Raw genomic sequence first — 14,600 nt, 5'->3', positions numbered from 1 at the left:
TTTCCTGTATGCTGAATAATTTCAATCTGACATGAACCTTTAAATTCTTTCCCGTCAATATAAATAAAACTGTAAACCTGGGGACTGTGTTTTTCTTCCGAGAACTGGCGGTATGTCTTCCCGGAAAAGTGTTTTGCCAACATTTCAGGATCGTTTAAAATGCCACCTAAAAAGGCGTTATTTTCTTCCATACTTGTGTGTTATTTTTGTAAATATATTAATAATTTTAATATTCACAACAAGATGATGTTTATTTCAGATAAAATTAACGTGTTTTAAATGTAGAAGAATTTTAATGTTACAGCAAATTTTAATCAGGATAATAATCAAAGTAAATATTATTAGTTAATCTCTCTAATCATTAGATAAGATGGAACTTCAAACGGTTTCATCTTTAGTTTTTCATGTATTCTGAAATTGAGACCTTCCAAGAAAGAAATTAACGGATTGTTTTGTAAAATCTCTATCCAATGACAATAAGAACGGGTTACAGAAAAACATTTTTGCCATAATGAGAGCCTTATCTCGTAATTATTATGCTCAGATAAAATGAAAAATGAAGACAGTTCAACAGCTTTTTTTCCATCCAGTATTTTGGGCTGATTAAAAGAACTTTTAATAATGGCATATCCAACAGGTTCATCATCAACAAAAACTGTAATCATTTGTGTACTGAGATCATTAAGTTCATTGATAGCATCTCTGCGGTTGAGTTGAGTTTTAATATAAATATCTAATTGATGGTGGTCGAGAATATCTTGGTACATCTCTTTTAATTGTATCTTTTTTAGATCAAAAAGTTGATCTATACTTTTTTCTGAACCTACAGTAAATTTTGATATAATATCCATTGATTTTTAATTTAAAACAAAGATAGGGTGTAGGAATAGATCGCTTACGGTACAGAAATGTAAAAAAGAATCGGTACAGTTAGTTTATAGTGAACGTCCAATTTTTTTAATGGCATCAAGACTTTTATCTGTAATTTGCTGAGAAAATACTGTTCTGAAGAATTTATCGTAAGAGTTTGTAAATGAGAATGTTGTTCCGGGAGTAAAAGTGATGCCAAATTTTTCACAGATAGTATTAAAAAATAGCATGTCGGTTTTTGGTGGTAGCTGAGTCCAAACGCTGTATCCGCCTTTTGGAATTGGAGTATAGGAATTTTCGGGAAAATATTCATTAAATTGATTAACAAGCTTAATTGCCTGATGTTCCAGATGATGTCGGAAAACACGCAAATGTCTGTCATAGCCGGATGTTGAAAGCAATTTTAATATAACTTCCTGATTCATTGGTGATACAGATCTGCCAAGAGAAAATTTCATTGTTTCTGCTTTTTCAAGATAACGGCCTGCGGAAAGCCAGCCTAAACGTATTCCAGGTGCAAGAGTTTTTGAAAATGAAGAAAAGGTAAGAACCAAACCAGTGTTATCGAAATTCTTTATATTCGAAGGTCTTGATCCGCTAAAATAAAGATCACCATAAATATCATTTTCAATGATCGGGATATCATGAAAAGATGCAATATTGTAGATTTCTTTTTTCTTTTCATCAGTCATTAATAGTCCTGTTGGGTTATGGAAATTAGGAGTTACAACAATTGCCTTAATGGTATTTTGAATGCAGGCTTTTTTGAGTGAATCTGTATCAAAACCAGTGTCACTTTTTACTGGAATTTCAATTGTCCGAAGACGCAGGTTGGCAATAACTTCAAGAACAGAAAATACACACGGACTTTCGACTGCAATAATATCGTTAGGGTTCGTAGTGACCGCCAGTGCAATATAAAGTGCCTGTAAAGCACCATCTGTAATTAATATTTCGTCTTGTTGTAAAGATGCGCCATGTAATGCAGAACGTTTGGAGAGCAATTCTCTGAGTTTTTCGCTTCCATTGGTAGGATAATATCGTAGAAGTGATGCTCCTTTCTCACGGATTATCTGTTGCATTGTCTTAAGAACCAGTTTTTGTGGTATCAGAAAATCAGAAGGTACTGCTGCATTTAGAGAAGTGATTTCAGTGTTCTGATTTCGGTAAGATGTAAGGTTTAAATTTTTTCGGAATACAGAATTTATCGGAACTAATGATGCGACAGGCATCGGTTCTTTTAATATTTTTTTCGTTTGAAGATTGACGGTAAAACCGGAACGTGGATTACTCTTTACCAATCCTTTAAAAACCAGATAATCATATCCGCTTTGTACAGAACTGATGCTCAGGCTGTAGTCTTTTTTTATTTTTCTTATTGAAGGTAGTTGATCTCCGGGTCTTAAAATTCCGTTATTAATATTTTCTTCAATTATGGAAGTGAATATAGAATATTTGTAATCTCTCATCATTAAATCAAAAAAAAACTGTACCGTACAAATTTACAATTTAATCAGCTGTACTTTTCTTTTTAATTTTCCTTAAAGATTTTTTATCAACCAAATATAAAATAAGTCCGACTGCGATAATTCCCAATCCAATAATGCTTTCTTTTGGATTATTAATAAAGGTAAAATATAAAATGTAAATGCTGAACAGCAGAAAAACAGTAGGGAAAATATAAAACAAATTAGACTTAAATATTTTCCGCTGATTTTTTTTAATAAAATACACTGTAGAAATCGCCAAACTTGCAAATAGCTGAAGAATAAAAGCGGTATACACAAAAATCTCTTTAAAACTTCCCGACAGAATAATAATCGTTGCAATTACAGCATGGGCAAAAATGGCACGAACAGGAATTCCTTTTTTATTGTTAACTGATAACGATTTCCATAGTCGATTTTCTTTCGCAAAAGCCTGAGTCAGCCTCGAACCAACCCAAAGATAACCGCTGATGGTCGCCACCAGCTGTAAAGCAATAAAAACATTAACAACCTTTCCGAATGAAATTCCCAACATATTATTGGCGGCTTCACCCATTACATCTTCCTTTCCGGCTAATTGATGAACTGGAGCGTGTTTCAACATAATATAATTAATCAAAACATAGCAAACCGTCACGAAAACCGTTCCTATAATTAATGATTTTGGAAGATTTTTATGGACATTATCGATTTCTCCTGCAATATAAGAAGCAGAATTCCATCCTGTGTAAGAATATGTTACAAAAACTAGGGAGGTTGCAAAAGCAGGGAGCATGATTTCTTTTCCCCAGGAATTTCCAAAATTCAGACTGTTTCCGATAGAATTCGGTTCAGAAAGGACAACGCCTAAAATAATCAAAATAATAATAAATGCTATTTTAATGAAAGTAAAAAAGTTATGAAATCGGCTCGAACCTTTTAAACTAAAAGACAAAGAAATTGCCACCAGAAAAATTATGGCAATCGAAAAAGGAATTCCAAAAGTAAAATCAAAAACGGAAAGATATTTTGACATTGCCAGTGCTGCCAGCGCAACAGGTGACGAAAATCCGATAATCAAGGAAATCCAGCTTACCAGATATCCTAAAATCGGGTGGTAGGTTTCTTTTAAATAAATATAATCGCCGCCGTTTCCTTTAAAATTAACGCCTAATTCAGCGTAACAAAACGCCCCGAACAATGCTAAAATTCCGCCAATTCCCCAAAGCAGAAAAATGCTGTAGGTATTGGTAATATCTACCAACTGAAATCCCAGTGTCGTAAAAATTCCCGTTCCGATCATATTGGAAACAACGATAGCGACGGCGGTTTTCCAACCGATTTTATGTTCAGGTGTATTCATCTAAATAATAATGTTGATAAATTTTGTTCTTTTCAGTTTTTAAGAAATGAAATTAATTAAAAATTAAAATTCACTCTTCCAAAGAAATAACTTCCCAAAGTTCCCATTTGCACAGGCGCATATTTGAAAACTCCGTAATAAGAATTTTCATAAATCTGCAAATCCGGGAAAACATCGAAAGCATTATTGGCGCCGATGGTAAGGTTAATGTTTTTCGTAATATCATATCCTACACTAATATCCGTAACCAATTTTGGAGCAAATTCCTGAACACCACCAAACGGATAACCGTCTCTAATCACTTTTCCGAAATAGGTATTTCTCACCATAAAACTAAACTTGTCAATGCTATAATTTAAGCCCAAAGTTGCTTTAGTTTTTGGCGAAAGCGTTTCGATGATATTGATCTGATCCGGTCCAAAAAATTCGTTCTGCGGCGTTCCCAAATTCTCTGGAAAATGGAAATCTGTAATTTTTGTTTCTGTGTAATTTCCGGCTAGATTAATATTCAAATTTCCGCCACCTATTTTCCAGTCATAGGTTATAACCAAATCAACCCCTTTGGTTTCCGTATCGATAGCATTGGCGAAAAACCTCCCACTTTCTACACCATATTCTTCCAATCTTGGGTCGGTAATATTGCTGGTAATAACAATTCTGTCTTTAACTTTAATGAAATATCCGTCTAATGTGATGAAAAGCCTGTTGGCTGGTTTTAACGTAAATCCGACACTTCCATTAACTGAAGTTTCCTGTTTCAGTTTATCAAAACCTAATGCCTGTGCAGCGGCGCTGTCGTTGGTGAAAATACCTTTAGTAACGATTCCTGAACCTGAAGTAGAAATATCGGCGTAAGAATTATTAAAATATTGCTGTTGTAAAGATGGCGCTCTGAAACCTGTTCCTACCGCTCCGCGAATCGCATAATTTTTAATAAATTCATAACGTAAAGCTAATTTTCCGTTCAGGGTACTTCCAAAATCTGAATAATTTTCAAACCTTCCGGCTAAATCTACATTAAATTTTTTATCTAAATCATAAGAAATATCAGCATAAATGGCCGTTGAGTTTCTTGATTTTTTCAAAGCATTATCAGGAGAAAAACCGATAAAAGACTGCGAGCCACCGTTTCCTAAAACAGTTGAACCTTCTGTGGCAACATTTCCATTAACATCATATTGAGTGTAAGAGGCTTCGTCTCCGGCTTTTATCTGATATTGTTCAAATCTGAATTCTCCACCGAATGCAATATTGAACTGGTTTAAATTTTTAGAAACATCAAGGTTAATGGTATTTTGGAGAAAACTGTGCGCTCCGGCGTAAAAACTTGTCGGTGAATTTACTCCTAATGATGCATTATTGGTATTGTCAACATTATAATTGAACGTATTGCTGCCGAAAGTATTGCTTACATCAACCAGCCAATTGTTAGCATTATATTTTGTTCCTACAGCGTAAGAGAAATCATAAATCTGCGAACCTAAAGATGCTTGAAAACCGTTCGGATAAATAGATTCAACGATATTAGATTTTTCACTTGGAAGTCTTCTGAATCCAAATCCTTTTCCTTCTTTTAAACTGAAACCTCCAAAAGTATACAGTTTGAATTGTTCATTGAAAGGATATTCTGCATTAAAAAATAATTGCGCCTGTTTGATTTGCGCATCACCGATCTGGAAATTGAAGTCATCACGGGTCAAACCGTTCTCACGAATCTTTTGATCATCCAAAGCTCTTGCTGCAACAGGATCATCAGCGAAATCATACGCAAAATTATCACCATAAATATCCAAATTGTGATTCTGTGTACGGGTAGTCTTTCCACGATAATTTAATTGTAAAGATAAATTGACAAAACTGTCCTGTTTTCCTAAAGAAGTTCCGTAATTAACGCCAGCTTGATACGTTTCTCCGTCATTTCGTCCCGAAATTCCGTACGTTGCACTTGCCGTTGCACCGATATTTTTTTTAAGAATAATATTAATGACTCCGGCAATGGCATCAGAACCATATTGGGCAGCTGCACCGTCTCTTAAAACTTCAATTCTGTCGATTGCAATAACAGGAATAGTACTTAAATCTGTGCCGACAGAACCATTTCCAACGGTATTTTGATAATTGACTAATGAAGTTGTATGTCTTCTTTTTCCGTTCACTAAAACCAAAACCTGATCCGGTCCTAAACCACGCAAAGAAACAGGATCAATATGTTCCGTACCATCCGAAGAAGACTGTCGTACTGAATTGAAGGAAGGAATTACATAATTTAAAAGATCCTGAACAGTTGTCTGTGGTGCTGATTTTTGAATTTTATCTATGTTGATGATGTCCACCGGAACGGGTGTATCAATTTTTGTTCTTTTATTGTTTCTGTTACCTACAATAATAACATCTTCTATCTGTTTTTCCTTTTCAACTTCTTGTGCAGAAACCCATACTGCACCAAGCATTAATACAGAAATGCTGAGCTTTTTCATTGTTCGTTTAAATAATTTTTAATAATAGATCATTTGGATATAAATCCATAAAAAAGACTGTCAAGAAATGGAATATTGAAATAATATTGACATCAGTTATCTTCCCCCTTTTGGGTTGGAATTAGCACCTTTACATGATAGAATCTGCCGGTTGCTAAGGTTTCACAGGGCCAAATCCCTCCGCCTTTCTCGATAAGTCTACTGCAAAGGTAGACTAATTTTTCAAATCCTGAAAATTTAAAAAAAATGATTGTAGAAATTGAATATAAAAGGTGATGTAATTTTGTTGTTTTAATCGATAATTTTTGAATATGATTTGATGTTTTTTTGTTTGAATTTATAAAAGAAAATCTCTACAAGTTTTGTCACAGAAATTATTTATTTTCAGATACTATAAAATTAAATCTAATCTAATTGAATTTTTATCGATTTTATGAATTTTTTAAAAATAGTTATAAAAACGCTTGTTTAATTAAAAATAAATTCTACATTTGTATCGTTAAAGCAACGAAATGAATAAATTATTCAACATTATTATTATCATTATTGTCATTATCGGGTTCCGGTGATGAGTGATGGTATTGTTGAACTTTAAGAAAGTATACATTAAAATAACCATCCTCATCCGAGGGTGGTTTTTTTATTATTGAAAATTAAAATTTAAAACTAAAAAATATGTACTACAACGAGAAAAGCTTTCTCTATTTCGATGGAGAGTTTGTAGAAGCCTCAAAAGCCTCAACCGATCTTTACGGACAGTCGCTTCACTATGGTTATGCCGTTTTTGAAGGAATAAAATCATACAAAACTGCCAACGGAGCGAAAATTTTTAAATCAGAAGAGCATTATGACAGATTAAGAAGATCTGCGGAGCTAATGATGATTCCATTTGATTATTCAACGCAGGACATGATTGATATTACCTATAAATTGTTGGAAATGAATAGTCTAAGTAATGCTTATATCCGTCCATTGGTGATCTGTTCGCCCAATATGTCATTATCAAAAGGACAAAAAAGTTCGCTGGTCATCGAAGTTTGGAACTGGGATAACGGCTATATGTCAAACAAAATGAAAGTAATGACTTCTTCTTTCGAGCGACCAAATCCTAAGGCTTTTAGAATTGAAGCAAAAGTGAGCGGACATTATGTTAATTCTATTTTAGCCTGTCAGGAAGCTAAAGACAAAGGTTTTGATGAAGCTTTGTTGTTGGATAGCAATGGGTTTGTGGCTGAAAGCTCGGGTGCTAATGTTTTCTTTGAAAAAGATTCAAAATTATATACTCCAAAAACAGGCAATATCCTGCCGGGAATTACTCGTAATACCATTTTTGATTTAGCTAATCAGTTAGGGATTTGCTTTGAAGAACGGGATTTTACAGCTAAAGAAATGAAAGGTGTAGATGCTGCTTTTTTCTGTGGGACTGCCGCGGAAATCGTTGCCTTAGAGTCTTTGGATAATGTTCCTTTTAAACTTGAGTGGGAAAATAGTGTTTCTGCTTTAATTCAAAAAGCATACAGGCATCTTGTGGTAGAAGAAGATTTTACGTATCTGAAAAAACAGCCTCAATATGTGTAAAGAATTAAACAAATATTCAAAAACACTGACGCAGGATCCTACACAACCCGCAACTCAGGCAATGTTTTACGGAATCGGTTTTAAAAAAGAAGACTTTGATAAAGCTCAGATTGGAGTGGCAAGTATGGGCTACGATGGAAATACCTGCAATATGCATCTGAACGGACTTTCCGAAATCGTGAAAAAAGGCGTGAATGATCAAAATTTGGTTGGTTTAATGTTCCATACCATCGGAATTAGCGACGGAATGACCAATGGGACCGACGGAATGCGCTATTCTCTGGTAAGTCGTGACATCATTGCAGACAGTATCGAAGCGGTTTGTGCCGGACAATATTATGACGGACTGATCACCGTGCCTGGTTGCGATAAAAATATGCCTGGTTCTGTAATGGCGATGGCAAGATTGAACCGACCTTCAATTATGGTCTACGGCGGAAGTATTGAAGCTGGACATTACAAAGGGAACGATCTCAATATCGTATCTGCTTTTGAAGCTTTGGGGAATAAAATTGCCGGAAAACTTTCCGATGAAGATTACGATGGAATTATAAAAAATTCATGCCCAAGCGCAGGAGCTTGTGGCGGAATGTACACTGCAAATACAATGGCTTCTGCAATCGAGGCGTTGGGAATGAGTTTGCCTTATTCGTCATCTTACCCAGCTTTGAGCCAAGAGAAAAAGGATGAATGTGAGTTTGCAGGATATTACATGAAAATTCTTCTCGAAAAAGATATAAAACCGTCAGATATCATGACTCCAAAGGCTTTTGAAAATGCTTTGAGAATGATTATAGTTTTGGGCGGAAGTACCAATGCAGTGCTTCATTTTATTGCGATTGCAAAAAGTATAGGCTGCAAATTAACACTTGATGATTTTCAGAAAATAAGTGATACTACACCTTTATTAGCAGATTTAAAACCGAGCGGAAAATATCTCATGAAGGATTTACATAAAGTGGGCGGAGTTCCGGCAGTAATGAAATATTTGTTGGATGAAGGTTTAATTCATGGTGATTGTCTGACGGTCACAGGAAAAACGATTGCTGAAAATTTGGAAAATATTACTTCAATTATTGACAGGGAACAGGATATTATTAAAAAAATTGATGAACCGATCAAAGAAACTGGACACATCAGAATAATGTATGGAAATTTGGCGGAAAGAGGCTGTGTGGCAAAAATTACAGGAAAAGAAGGAAGTTTCTTCAAAGGAAAAGCAAGGGTTTTTGATGGTGAAAAACAGTTTATTAAAGGAATTGAAGATAAAGTGATTCAGGAAGGAGATGTTGTTGTGATAAAGAATGAAGGTCCAAAAGGCGCTCCGGGAATGCCTGAAATGTTGAAACCAACTTCTGCTTTAATGGGTTCAGGATTAGGAAAAAATGTAGCATTAATTACAGACGGCAGATTTTCAGGCGGAACGCACGGTTTTGTAGTAGGTCATATCACTCCGGAATCTTTTGAAGGCGGATTGATCGGTTTGGTTGAAAATAATGACATTATCGAAATTGATGCAGAAAAAAATACCATCAATCTGATGATTTCAGAGAAAGAATTAAAGGAAAGAAAAGCTGGTTTCAAGCAACAGGATTATAAAGTGAAAAGTGGAGTTTTGTATAAATATGCCAAACTTGTATCTGATGCTTCACAAGGATGTATAACTGATTTTTAAATTAAAAAAATGGAATTATCATTAAATGAGTTAGAAGAAACGAAAGTTTCAGCAGTACGAAAACTGAAAGGTGCAGAGGTCATTCTTGAAATTTTAAAAGCCGAAAAGGTAGAAATCGTTTTCGGATATCCGGGAGGCGCAGTCATTCCTATTTACGATGCTTTTTACGATTATAAAGATTCAATCAGACATATTTTGGTGAGGCATGAGCAGGGAGCAATTCATGCGGCGCAGGGATTTTCACGGTCGTCGGATAAAACTGGAGTTGCCATTGCTACAAGCGGTCCCGGAGCTACAAATCTTGTAACAGGTTTGGCAGATGCGATGATCGACAGTACGCCTTTGGTTTGCATTACGGGGCAGGTTTTCGCTTCACTGTTGGGCTCAGATGCATTTCAGGAAGTTGATGTCATCAATATTACCGCTCCCGTTACCAAATGGAATTGTCAGGTTACCGATGCAGAAGATATTCCAAAAGTGTTGGCAAAGGCTTTTTATATTGCAAAAACGGGTCGACCAGGACCGGTTTTAATTGATATTACCAAAAATGCTCAGCTTCAGGAAATTGATTTTGAAAGTTACGCAGCCTGCAAATACATAAGATCTTACCAGCCTAAGCCTAAAGTTAAAAATGAATATGTAGAACAGGCTGGTTCAATAATTAATCAGGCGAAAAAACCTTTATTACTTTTCGGTCAGGGCGTTATTTTGGGAAAAGCTGAAAATGAACTGAAAAAATTTATTGAAAAAACAGGTATTCCCGCTGCTGCAACGGTTTTAGGATTGGGTGCACTTTCAACAGAACATCCTTTGTATGTAGGAATGCTTGGAATGCATGGTCATTATGCACCCAACAAGCTGACGAATGATTGCGATGTATTAATTGCTGTCGGAATGCGCTTTGACGATCGTGTGACAGGAAGATTAGACCAGTATGCGAGACAGGCAAAAGTGATTCATTTGGATATCGATTTAGCTGAAATAGATAAAAATGTAAAAGCTGAAGTTCCGGTTTTGGGTGATTGTAAAGAAACATTACCGTTGTTAATGGATTTAGTTAATGAAAATCATCATAATGAATGGCTGAATCGCTTTAAGCAGTTTCAATATGAAGAAAATGAGGAAGTTATTAAAAAGGAACTGAATCCTGATTCGGAGGAATTAACGATGGGAGAGGTTTTAAAATATTTAAATGAACTTACTAATGGAGATTATATTATCTGCACCGACGTCGGTCAGCATCAGATGATTTCCTGTCGATATGCGATGTTTAAAGATTCAAAAAGAAATGTGACTTCAGGCGGTTTGGGAACCATGGGTTTTGGTCTGCCTTCTGCCATAGGTGCAAAAATGACAAATCCGGATAAACATGTAATTTGTATTGCCGGAGACGGTGGTTTTCAGATGAATATTCAGGAGTTAGGGACAATTTCTCAATTCAATATCGGGGTTAAAATGATTGTGATGAATAATTCATTTTTGGGAATGGTTCGTCAGTGGCAGGAACTTTTTCACAGCAGACGTTATTCTTTCGTAGACATTACAAGTCCGGATTTCCCCGCAGTCGCCAAAGCGTATGGAATTAACGGAAAACACGTTCAGCAAAGAGAATTATTAAAATCTTCATTAAAAGAAATGCTGGAAACCGACGGTGCTTACCTTCTGGAAATTAAAGTGGGAAAGGAAAACAATGTATTTCCTATGGTTCCGCAGGGTTGCAGTGTAAGCGAAATTCGTTTAAAATAAATCTATTACAATGAATAAAAAAGAATATACCATTAGTGTTTTCACCGAAAATCAGGTGGGATTGCTGACCAAAATAGCAATCATCTTTTCGAGAAGAGGATTGAATATTGAAAGTCTGAATGTTTCACCGACAGAGATCGAAAGTATTTCGAGATTCACGATTGTCATTAAGGAAAATTATGAAGTTATAAGAAAAATTTCAAGGCAGATTCAAAAACTGGTTGATGTCATTAAGGTCTATTACAATACCGATGAAGAAATTGTCTGGCAGGAAATGGCTTTATTTAAAATTGAAACAGACATCGTTTCCGAAAAGTTTTATGTGGAAAGAATTCTTCGGCAGTACGGAGCGACAATCGTTTGTGTGAGAAAAGATTACACAGTTTTCAATATTGTGGGTCACTACGAGGAAATCGACAATTTCCTGAAAATCATCGAACCTCACGGCTTAATGGAATTTATCCGAAGCGGAAGAATAGCAGTTATTAAAGAAAATTACGGCTTTCATCAAAAACTCAGTTCATTCGAAATGAACGAATATCAATAAAATTTAACAATAAAAATAATATAAAATTATGGCACTAATTAATTTTGCAGGCGTTGAAGAAAACGTGGTGACAAGAGAAGAATTTCCTATAGAAAAAGCTCAGGAAGTATTACAAAATGAAACAGTTGCCGTGTTGGGTTACGGAATTCAGGGACCTGGGCAGGCATTGAATCTTAAAGATAACGGAATTAACGTAATCGTTGGACAAAGAAAAAATTCAAAAAGCTGGGATAAAGCGGTGGATGACGGTTTTGTTCCGGGAGAAACTTTGTTTGAACTTGAAGAGGCGGCTGAAAAAGGAACGATTCTTTGCTATCTTTTGAGTGATGCGGCTCAAATTGAATTTTGGCCAACATTAGAAAAACATTTGACTCCGGGGAAAACACTTTATTTTTCACATGGTTTTGGTGTAACGTATAATCATCAGACGAGCATTGTTCCTCCAAAAGATGTCGACGTTATTTTAGTTGCTCCAAAAGGTTCGGGAACATCTTTAAGAAGACTTTTTGTAGAAGGAAAAGGGTTGAACAGCAGCTTTGCCATTCATCAGGATGCTACCGGAAATGCGAAAGATAAGGTTGTTGCTTTGGGAATTGCGGTGGGAAGCGGTTACCTTTTTGAAACTAATTTCAAGAAAGAAGTATATAGTGACTTGGTGGGAGAAAGAGGAACTTTAATGGGAGCGATTCAGGGGCTTTTTGCAGCTCAGTTTGAAGTGTTGAGATCAAAAGGTCACTCTCCGTCTGAAGCTTTTAATGAAACGGTGGAAGAATTAACGCAATCATTAATGCCATTAGTTGCCGAAAACGGAATGGATTGGATGTATGCCAACTGCTCAACAACTGCACAAAGAGGAGCTTTGGACTGGTGGAAAAAATTCTATGAAGCCACAAAACCCGTTTTTGAAGAACTGTACGAAAGTGTAGAACAGGGAAATGAATCTCAAAAATCAATCTCCAACAACAGCAAGCCGGATTATAGAGAAAAGTTGAATGCAGAACTGGAAGAATTAAAAAACAGCGAATTGTGGCAAGCCGGAAAAGCAGTAAGAGCACTTCGCCCGGATAAAGCATTTGAATATGAAAACTGATACTGTCAGCTATTCATCATTAGATTCAATTAAAAAAGCTCAAAAAACGCTTGAAAATGTAGTTGAAATTACGCCATTACAGAAAAGTCATAGGCTTTCGAAGAAAATTTCAGCCAATGTTTTTTTGAAAAGGGAAGATATGCAACCTGTGCGATCCTACAAGATAAGAGGTGCTTATAATAAGATTTTCAATCTTTATCAGGAAGGTAACACTGAAAACGGAATTGTCTGTGCCAGTGCAGGAAATCATGCGCAGGGAGTGGCTTTTGCCTGTAATAAACTTCAGATAAAAGGAACTATTTTCATGCCTGTAACCACTCCAAAACAAAAACTGGAACAGGTTGCAATGTTTGGTGAAAAGCATATTGAAATAAGACTTTTCGGAGATACTTTTGATGAATGTAAAAATGAAGCAATCAATTTTTGTGACCATTCGGGATCGGCTTTTATTCATCCTTTTGATGATGTTCAGATTATTGAAGGACAGGCAACCTTGGCAATGGAAATTTTAGAGCAGACCTATGAAAAGATTGATTATATCTTTGTTCCGGTCGGCGGTGGCGGATTGTTGGCAGGTATTGTAACGGTGTTTTCTGTTTTATCCCCGGAAACAAAAATCATTGCGGTAGAACCGAAAGGGGCGGCATCAATGAAAAGATCTGTTGAAATGGGAATTAATACTAGACTTACCAAGATAGATTCTTTTGTAGACGGAGCTGCAGTGCAGAAAGTTGGAGATTTGAATTTTGAAATATGTAAAGATAAAATCTACGACTGTATGGTTGTGGACGAAGGCAAAGTCTGCGAAACTTTGCTTGAAGTCTACAATAAAGATGCAATGGTTTTGGAGCCGGCGGGCGCATTGTCTATCGCTGCTCTGGATATTTTTAATGAAGATCTTACGGGAAAAAACGTGGTTTGCATCATCAGTGGAAGTAATAATGATATCACCAGAACTGAAGAAATTAAGGAACGGGCGATGCTTTACAAAGGTTTGAAACATTATTTTGTGGTGAAATTTCCGCAACGTCCCGGGGCGCTTAAAGAATTTGTTTTAGATGTTTTAGGTGAAAACGATGACATTACTTTTTTTGAATATACCAAGAAGAATTCACGGGAAACCGCTTCCGCAACGGTAGGAATTGAACTTTTAAATCCTGACGATTTTGAAGGCTTACTTGCAAGAATGAAAAACTTGGGATATTTTGAATTTTATCTGAATGATTCACCGAATATGATGAGCTTAATTGTGTAATCTTTTCGGGATTACTTTTAATATGAGTACAGGTCAGAAGAAATTCTGACCTTTTTTCAATAAAATTTCAAACACAATGAAATTATCTGATAAAACCATGTTTGCTATGATTGGAGCCAAAGTTTCCTTCATTTATCCGTACAATTTGTAGTATTTTAAAACAATGGTATAATTTTTCATTAATTCTTTGTTTTTTTATCTTCACAATTAGGCTGGAATCACCATAAAACCTATATTTGCAGCCTAAATTTTTAAAATAATGAAAGAATTAATTGAAAAAATCAACGCGGAATTTGAAGCTTTTACAACTGAAGCAAACCAACAAGTAGAAAAAGGAAATAAAGCTGCTGGAACTAGAGCTCGTAAATCAGCTTTGGAATTGAGCAAATTATTCAAAGACTTCAGAAAAGTTTCTGTTGAAGAATCAAAAAAATAGTTATTACTGAGACCGGCTTTTCGAAGTCGGTTTTTTTTAAATGTCAATTTTACATAGCAATCAAATAGTGAATTTAATCATTAGAGTAGAAAATTCA

At 35.6% G+C, this 14,600-nt stretch carries 12 protein-coding genes and 1 riboswitch; of the genes, 7 read left to right on the top strand and 5 right to left on the bottom strand.

The genetic code is table 11. The annotated features are described in order from the left end of the window. The 5 genes from ASG22_RS04270 to ASG22_RS04250 form a co-directional block, all read right to left on the bottom strand. Positions 1-191, bottom strand: a 191-nt coding sequence (locus tag ASG22_RS04270; protein WP_131726143.1) for a hypothetical protein, incomplete at its 3' end; no start/stop codon positions are given. A gap of 150 nt (positions 192-341) precedes the next feature. Then, on the bottom strand, positions 342-851 hold the full coding sequence (locus ASG22_RS04265; protein WP_055981087.1) for a hypothetical protein: 510 nt from the start codon (positions 849-851) through the stop codon (positions 342-344). A gap of 84 nt (positions 852-935) precedes the next feature. Then, the gene (locus ASG22_RS04260) at positions 936-2,342 is read right to left on the bottom strand and encodes a PLP-dependent aminotransferase family protein (RefSeq protein WP_409991360.1); all 1,407 of its coding nucleotides are present in this window, start codon (positions 2,340-2,342) and stop codon (positions 936-938) included. A gap of 37 nt (positions 2,343-2,379) precedes the next feature. Beyond that, entirely contained in the window at positions 2,380-3,699 is a 1,320-nt protein-coding gene (locus tag ASG22_RS04255) for an APC family permease (RefSeq protein ID WP_055981084.1), read from the bottom strand. 56 nt (positions 3,700-3,755) lie between these two features. Continuing rightward, positions 3,756-6,176 carry a TonB-dependent receptor plug domain-containing protein gene (locus ASG22_RS04250; protein WP_055981081.1) on the bottom strand — a complete coding sequence of 807 codons (2,421 nt, stop codon included), beginning with the start codon at positions 6,174-6,176 and terminating at the stop codon, positions 3,756-3,758. Positions 6,177-6,269: 93 nt separating this feature from the next. Further along, positions 6,270-6,375, bottom strand: a riboswitch (SAM riboswitch). A 476-nt stretch (positions 6,376-6,851) separates the two neighbouring features. On the opposite strand from ASG22_RS04250, the gene ilvE reads away from it, so the two are divergent. The 7 genes from ilvE (at position 6,852) to ASG22_RS04215 (ending at position 14,503) form a co-directional block, all read left to right on the top strand. Beyond that, entirely contained in the window at positions 6,852-7,754 is a 903-nt protein-coding gene (ilvE, locus tag ASG22_RS04245) for a branched-chain-amino-acid transaminase (protein ID WP_055981078.1), read from the top strand. Then, positions 7,747-9,429, top strand: coding sequence for a dihydroxy-acid dehydratase (ilvD, locus tag ASG22_RS04240; protein ID WP_055981075.1), 1,683 nt, complete (start codon positions 7,747-7,749; stop codon positions 9,427-9,429). The genes ilvE and ilvD overlap by 8 nt, the downstream gene beginning before the upstream one ends. 9 nt (positions 9,430-9,438) lie before the next feature. Then, on the top strand, positions 9,439-11,175 hold the full coding sequence (gene ilvB / locus ASG22_RS04235) for a biosynthetic-type acetolactate synthase large subunit (RefSeq protein ID WP_055981071.1): 1,737 nt from the start codon (positions 9,439-9,441) through the stop codon (positions 11,173-11,175). A 10-nt stretch (positions 11,176-11,185) separates the two neighbouring features. After that, entirely contained in the window at positions 11,186-11,722 is a 537-nt protein-coding gene (gene ilvN / locus ASG22_RS04230) for an acetolactate synthase small subunit (RefSeq protein ID WP_055981068.1), read from the top strand. Between the two features lie 28 nt (positions 11,723-11,750). Beyond that, positions 11,751-12,812, top strand: a complete 1,062-nt coding sequence (ilvC, locus tag ASG22_RS04225) for a ketol-acid reductoisomerase (protein WP_055981065.1) — start codon at positions 11,751-11,753, stop codon at positions 12,810-12,812. After that, the gene (gene ilvA / locus ASG22_RS04220) at positions 12,802-14,067 is read left to right on the top strand and encodes a threonine ammonia-lyase IlvA (protein ID WP_055981061.1); all 1,266 of its coding nucleotides are present in this window, start codon (positions 12,802-12,804) and stop codon (positions 14,065-14,067) included. The genes ilvC and ilvA overlap by 11 nt, the downstream gene beginning before the upstream one ends. A gap of 259 nt (positions 14,068-14,326) precedes the next feature. Then, positions 14,327-14,503 carry a histone H1 gene (locus ASG22_RS04215; RefSeq protein WP_055981058.1) on the top strand — a complete coding sequence of 59 codons (177 nt, stop codon included), beginning with the start codon at positions 14,327-14,329 and terminating at the stop codon, positions 14,501-14,503. Positions 14,504-14,600: the final 97 nt, after the last annotated feature.

The sequence above is a fragment of the Chryseobacterium sp. Leaf405 genome (assembly GCF_001425355.1).
Classification (GTDB): domain Bacteria; phylum Bacteroidota; class Bacteroidia; order Flavobacteriales; family Weeksellaceae; genus Chryseobacterium.
Note: the sequence above shows the minus strand (reverse complement) of the source record. Positions and strands in the feature narration are given on the sequence as shown.

What these genes read in the sequence shown, in the direction of transcription:
- ASG22_RS04265 (WP_055981087.1), bottom strand. Translation starts at nt 851, where the DNA reads ATGGATATTATATCAAAATTTACTGTAGGTTCAGAAAAAAGTATAGAT.
- ASG22_RS04260 (WP_409991360.1), bottom strand. Translation starts at nt 2,342, where the DNA reads ATGATGAGAGATTACAAATATTCTATATTCACTTCCATAATTGAAGAA.
- ASG22_RS04255 (WP_055981084.1), bottom strand. Translation starts at nt 3,699, where the DNA reads ATGAATACACCTGAACATAAAATCGGTTGGAAAACCGCCGTCGCTATC.
- ASG22_RS04250 (WP_055981081.1), bottom strand. Translation starts at nt 6,176, where the DNA reads ATGAAAAAGCTCAGCATTTCTGTATTAATGCTTGGTGCAGTATGGGTT.
- ilvE (WP_055981078.1), top strand. Translation starts at nt 6,852, where the DNA reads ATGTACTACAACGAGAAAAGCTTTCTCTATTTCGATGGAGAGTTTGTA.
- ilvD (WP_055981075.1), top strand. Translation starts at nt 7,747, where the DNA reads ATGTGTAAAGAATTAAACAAATATTCAAAAACACTGACGCAGGATCCT.
- ilvB (WP_055981071.1), top strand. Translation starts at nt 9,439, where the DNA reads ATGGAATTATCATTAAATGAGTTAGAAGAAACGAAAGTTTCAGCAGTA.
- ilvN (WP_055981068.1), top strand. Translation starts at nt 11,186, where the DNA reads ATGAATAAAAAAGAATATACCATTAGTGTTTTCACCGAAAATCAGGTG.
- ilvC (WP_055981065.1), top strand. Translation starts at nt 11,751, where the DNA reads ATGGCACTAATTAATTTTGCAGGCGTTGAAGAAAACGTGGTGACAAGA.
- ilvA (WP_055981061.1), top strand. Translation starts at nt 12,802, where the DNA reads ATGAAAACTGATACTGTCAGCTATTCATCATTAGATTCAATTAAAAAA.
- ASG22_RS04215 (WP_055981058.1), top strand. Translation starts at nt 14,327, where the DNA reads ATGAAAGAATTAATTGAAAAAATCAACGCGGAATTTGAAGCTTTTACA.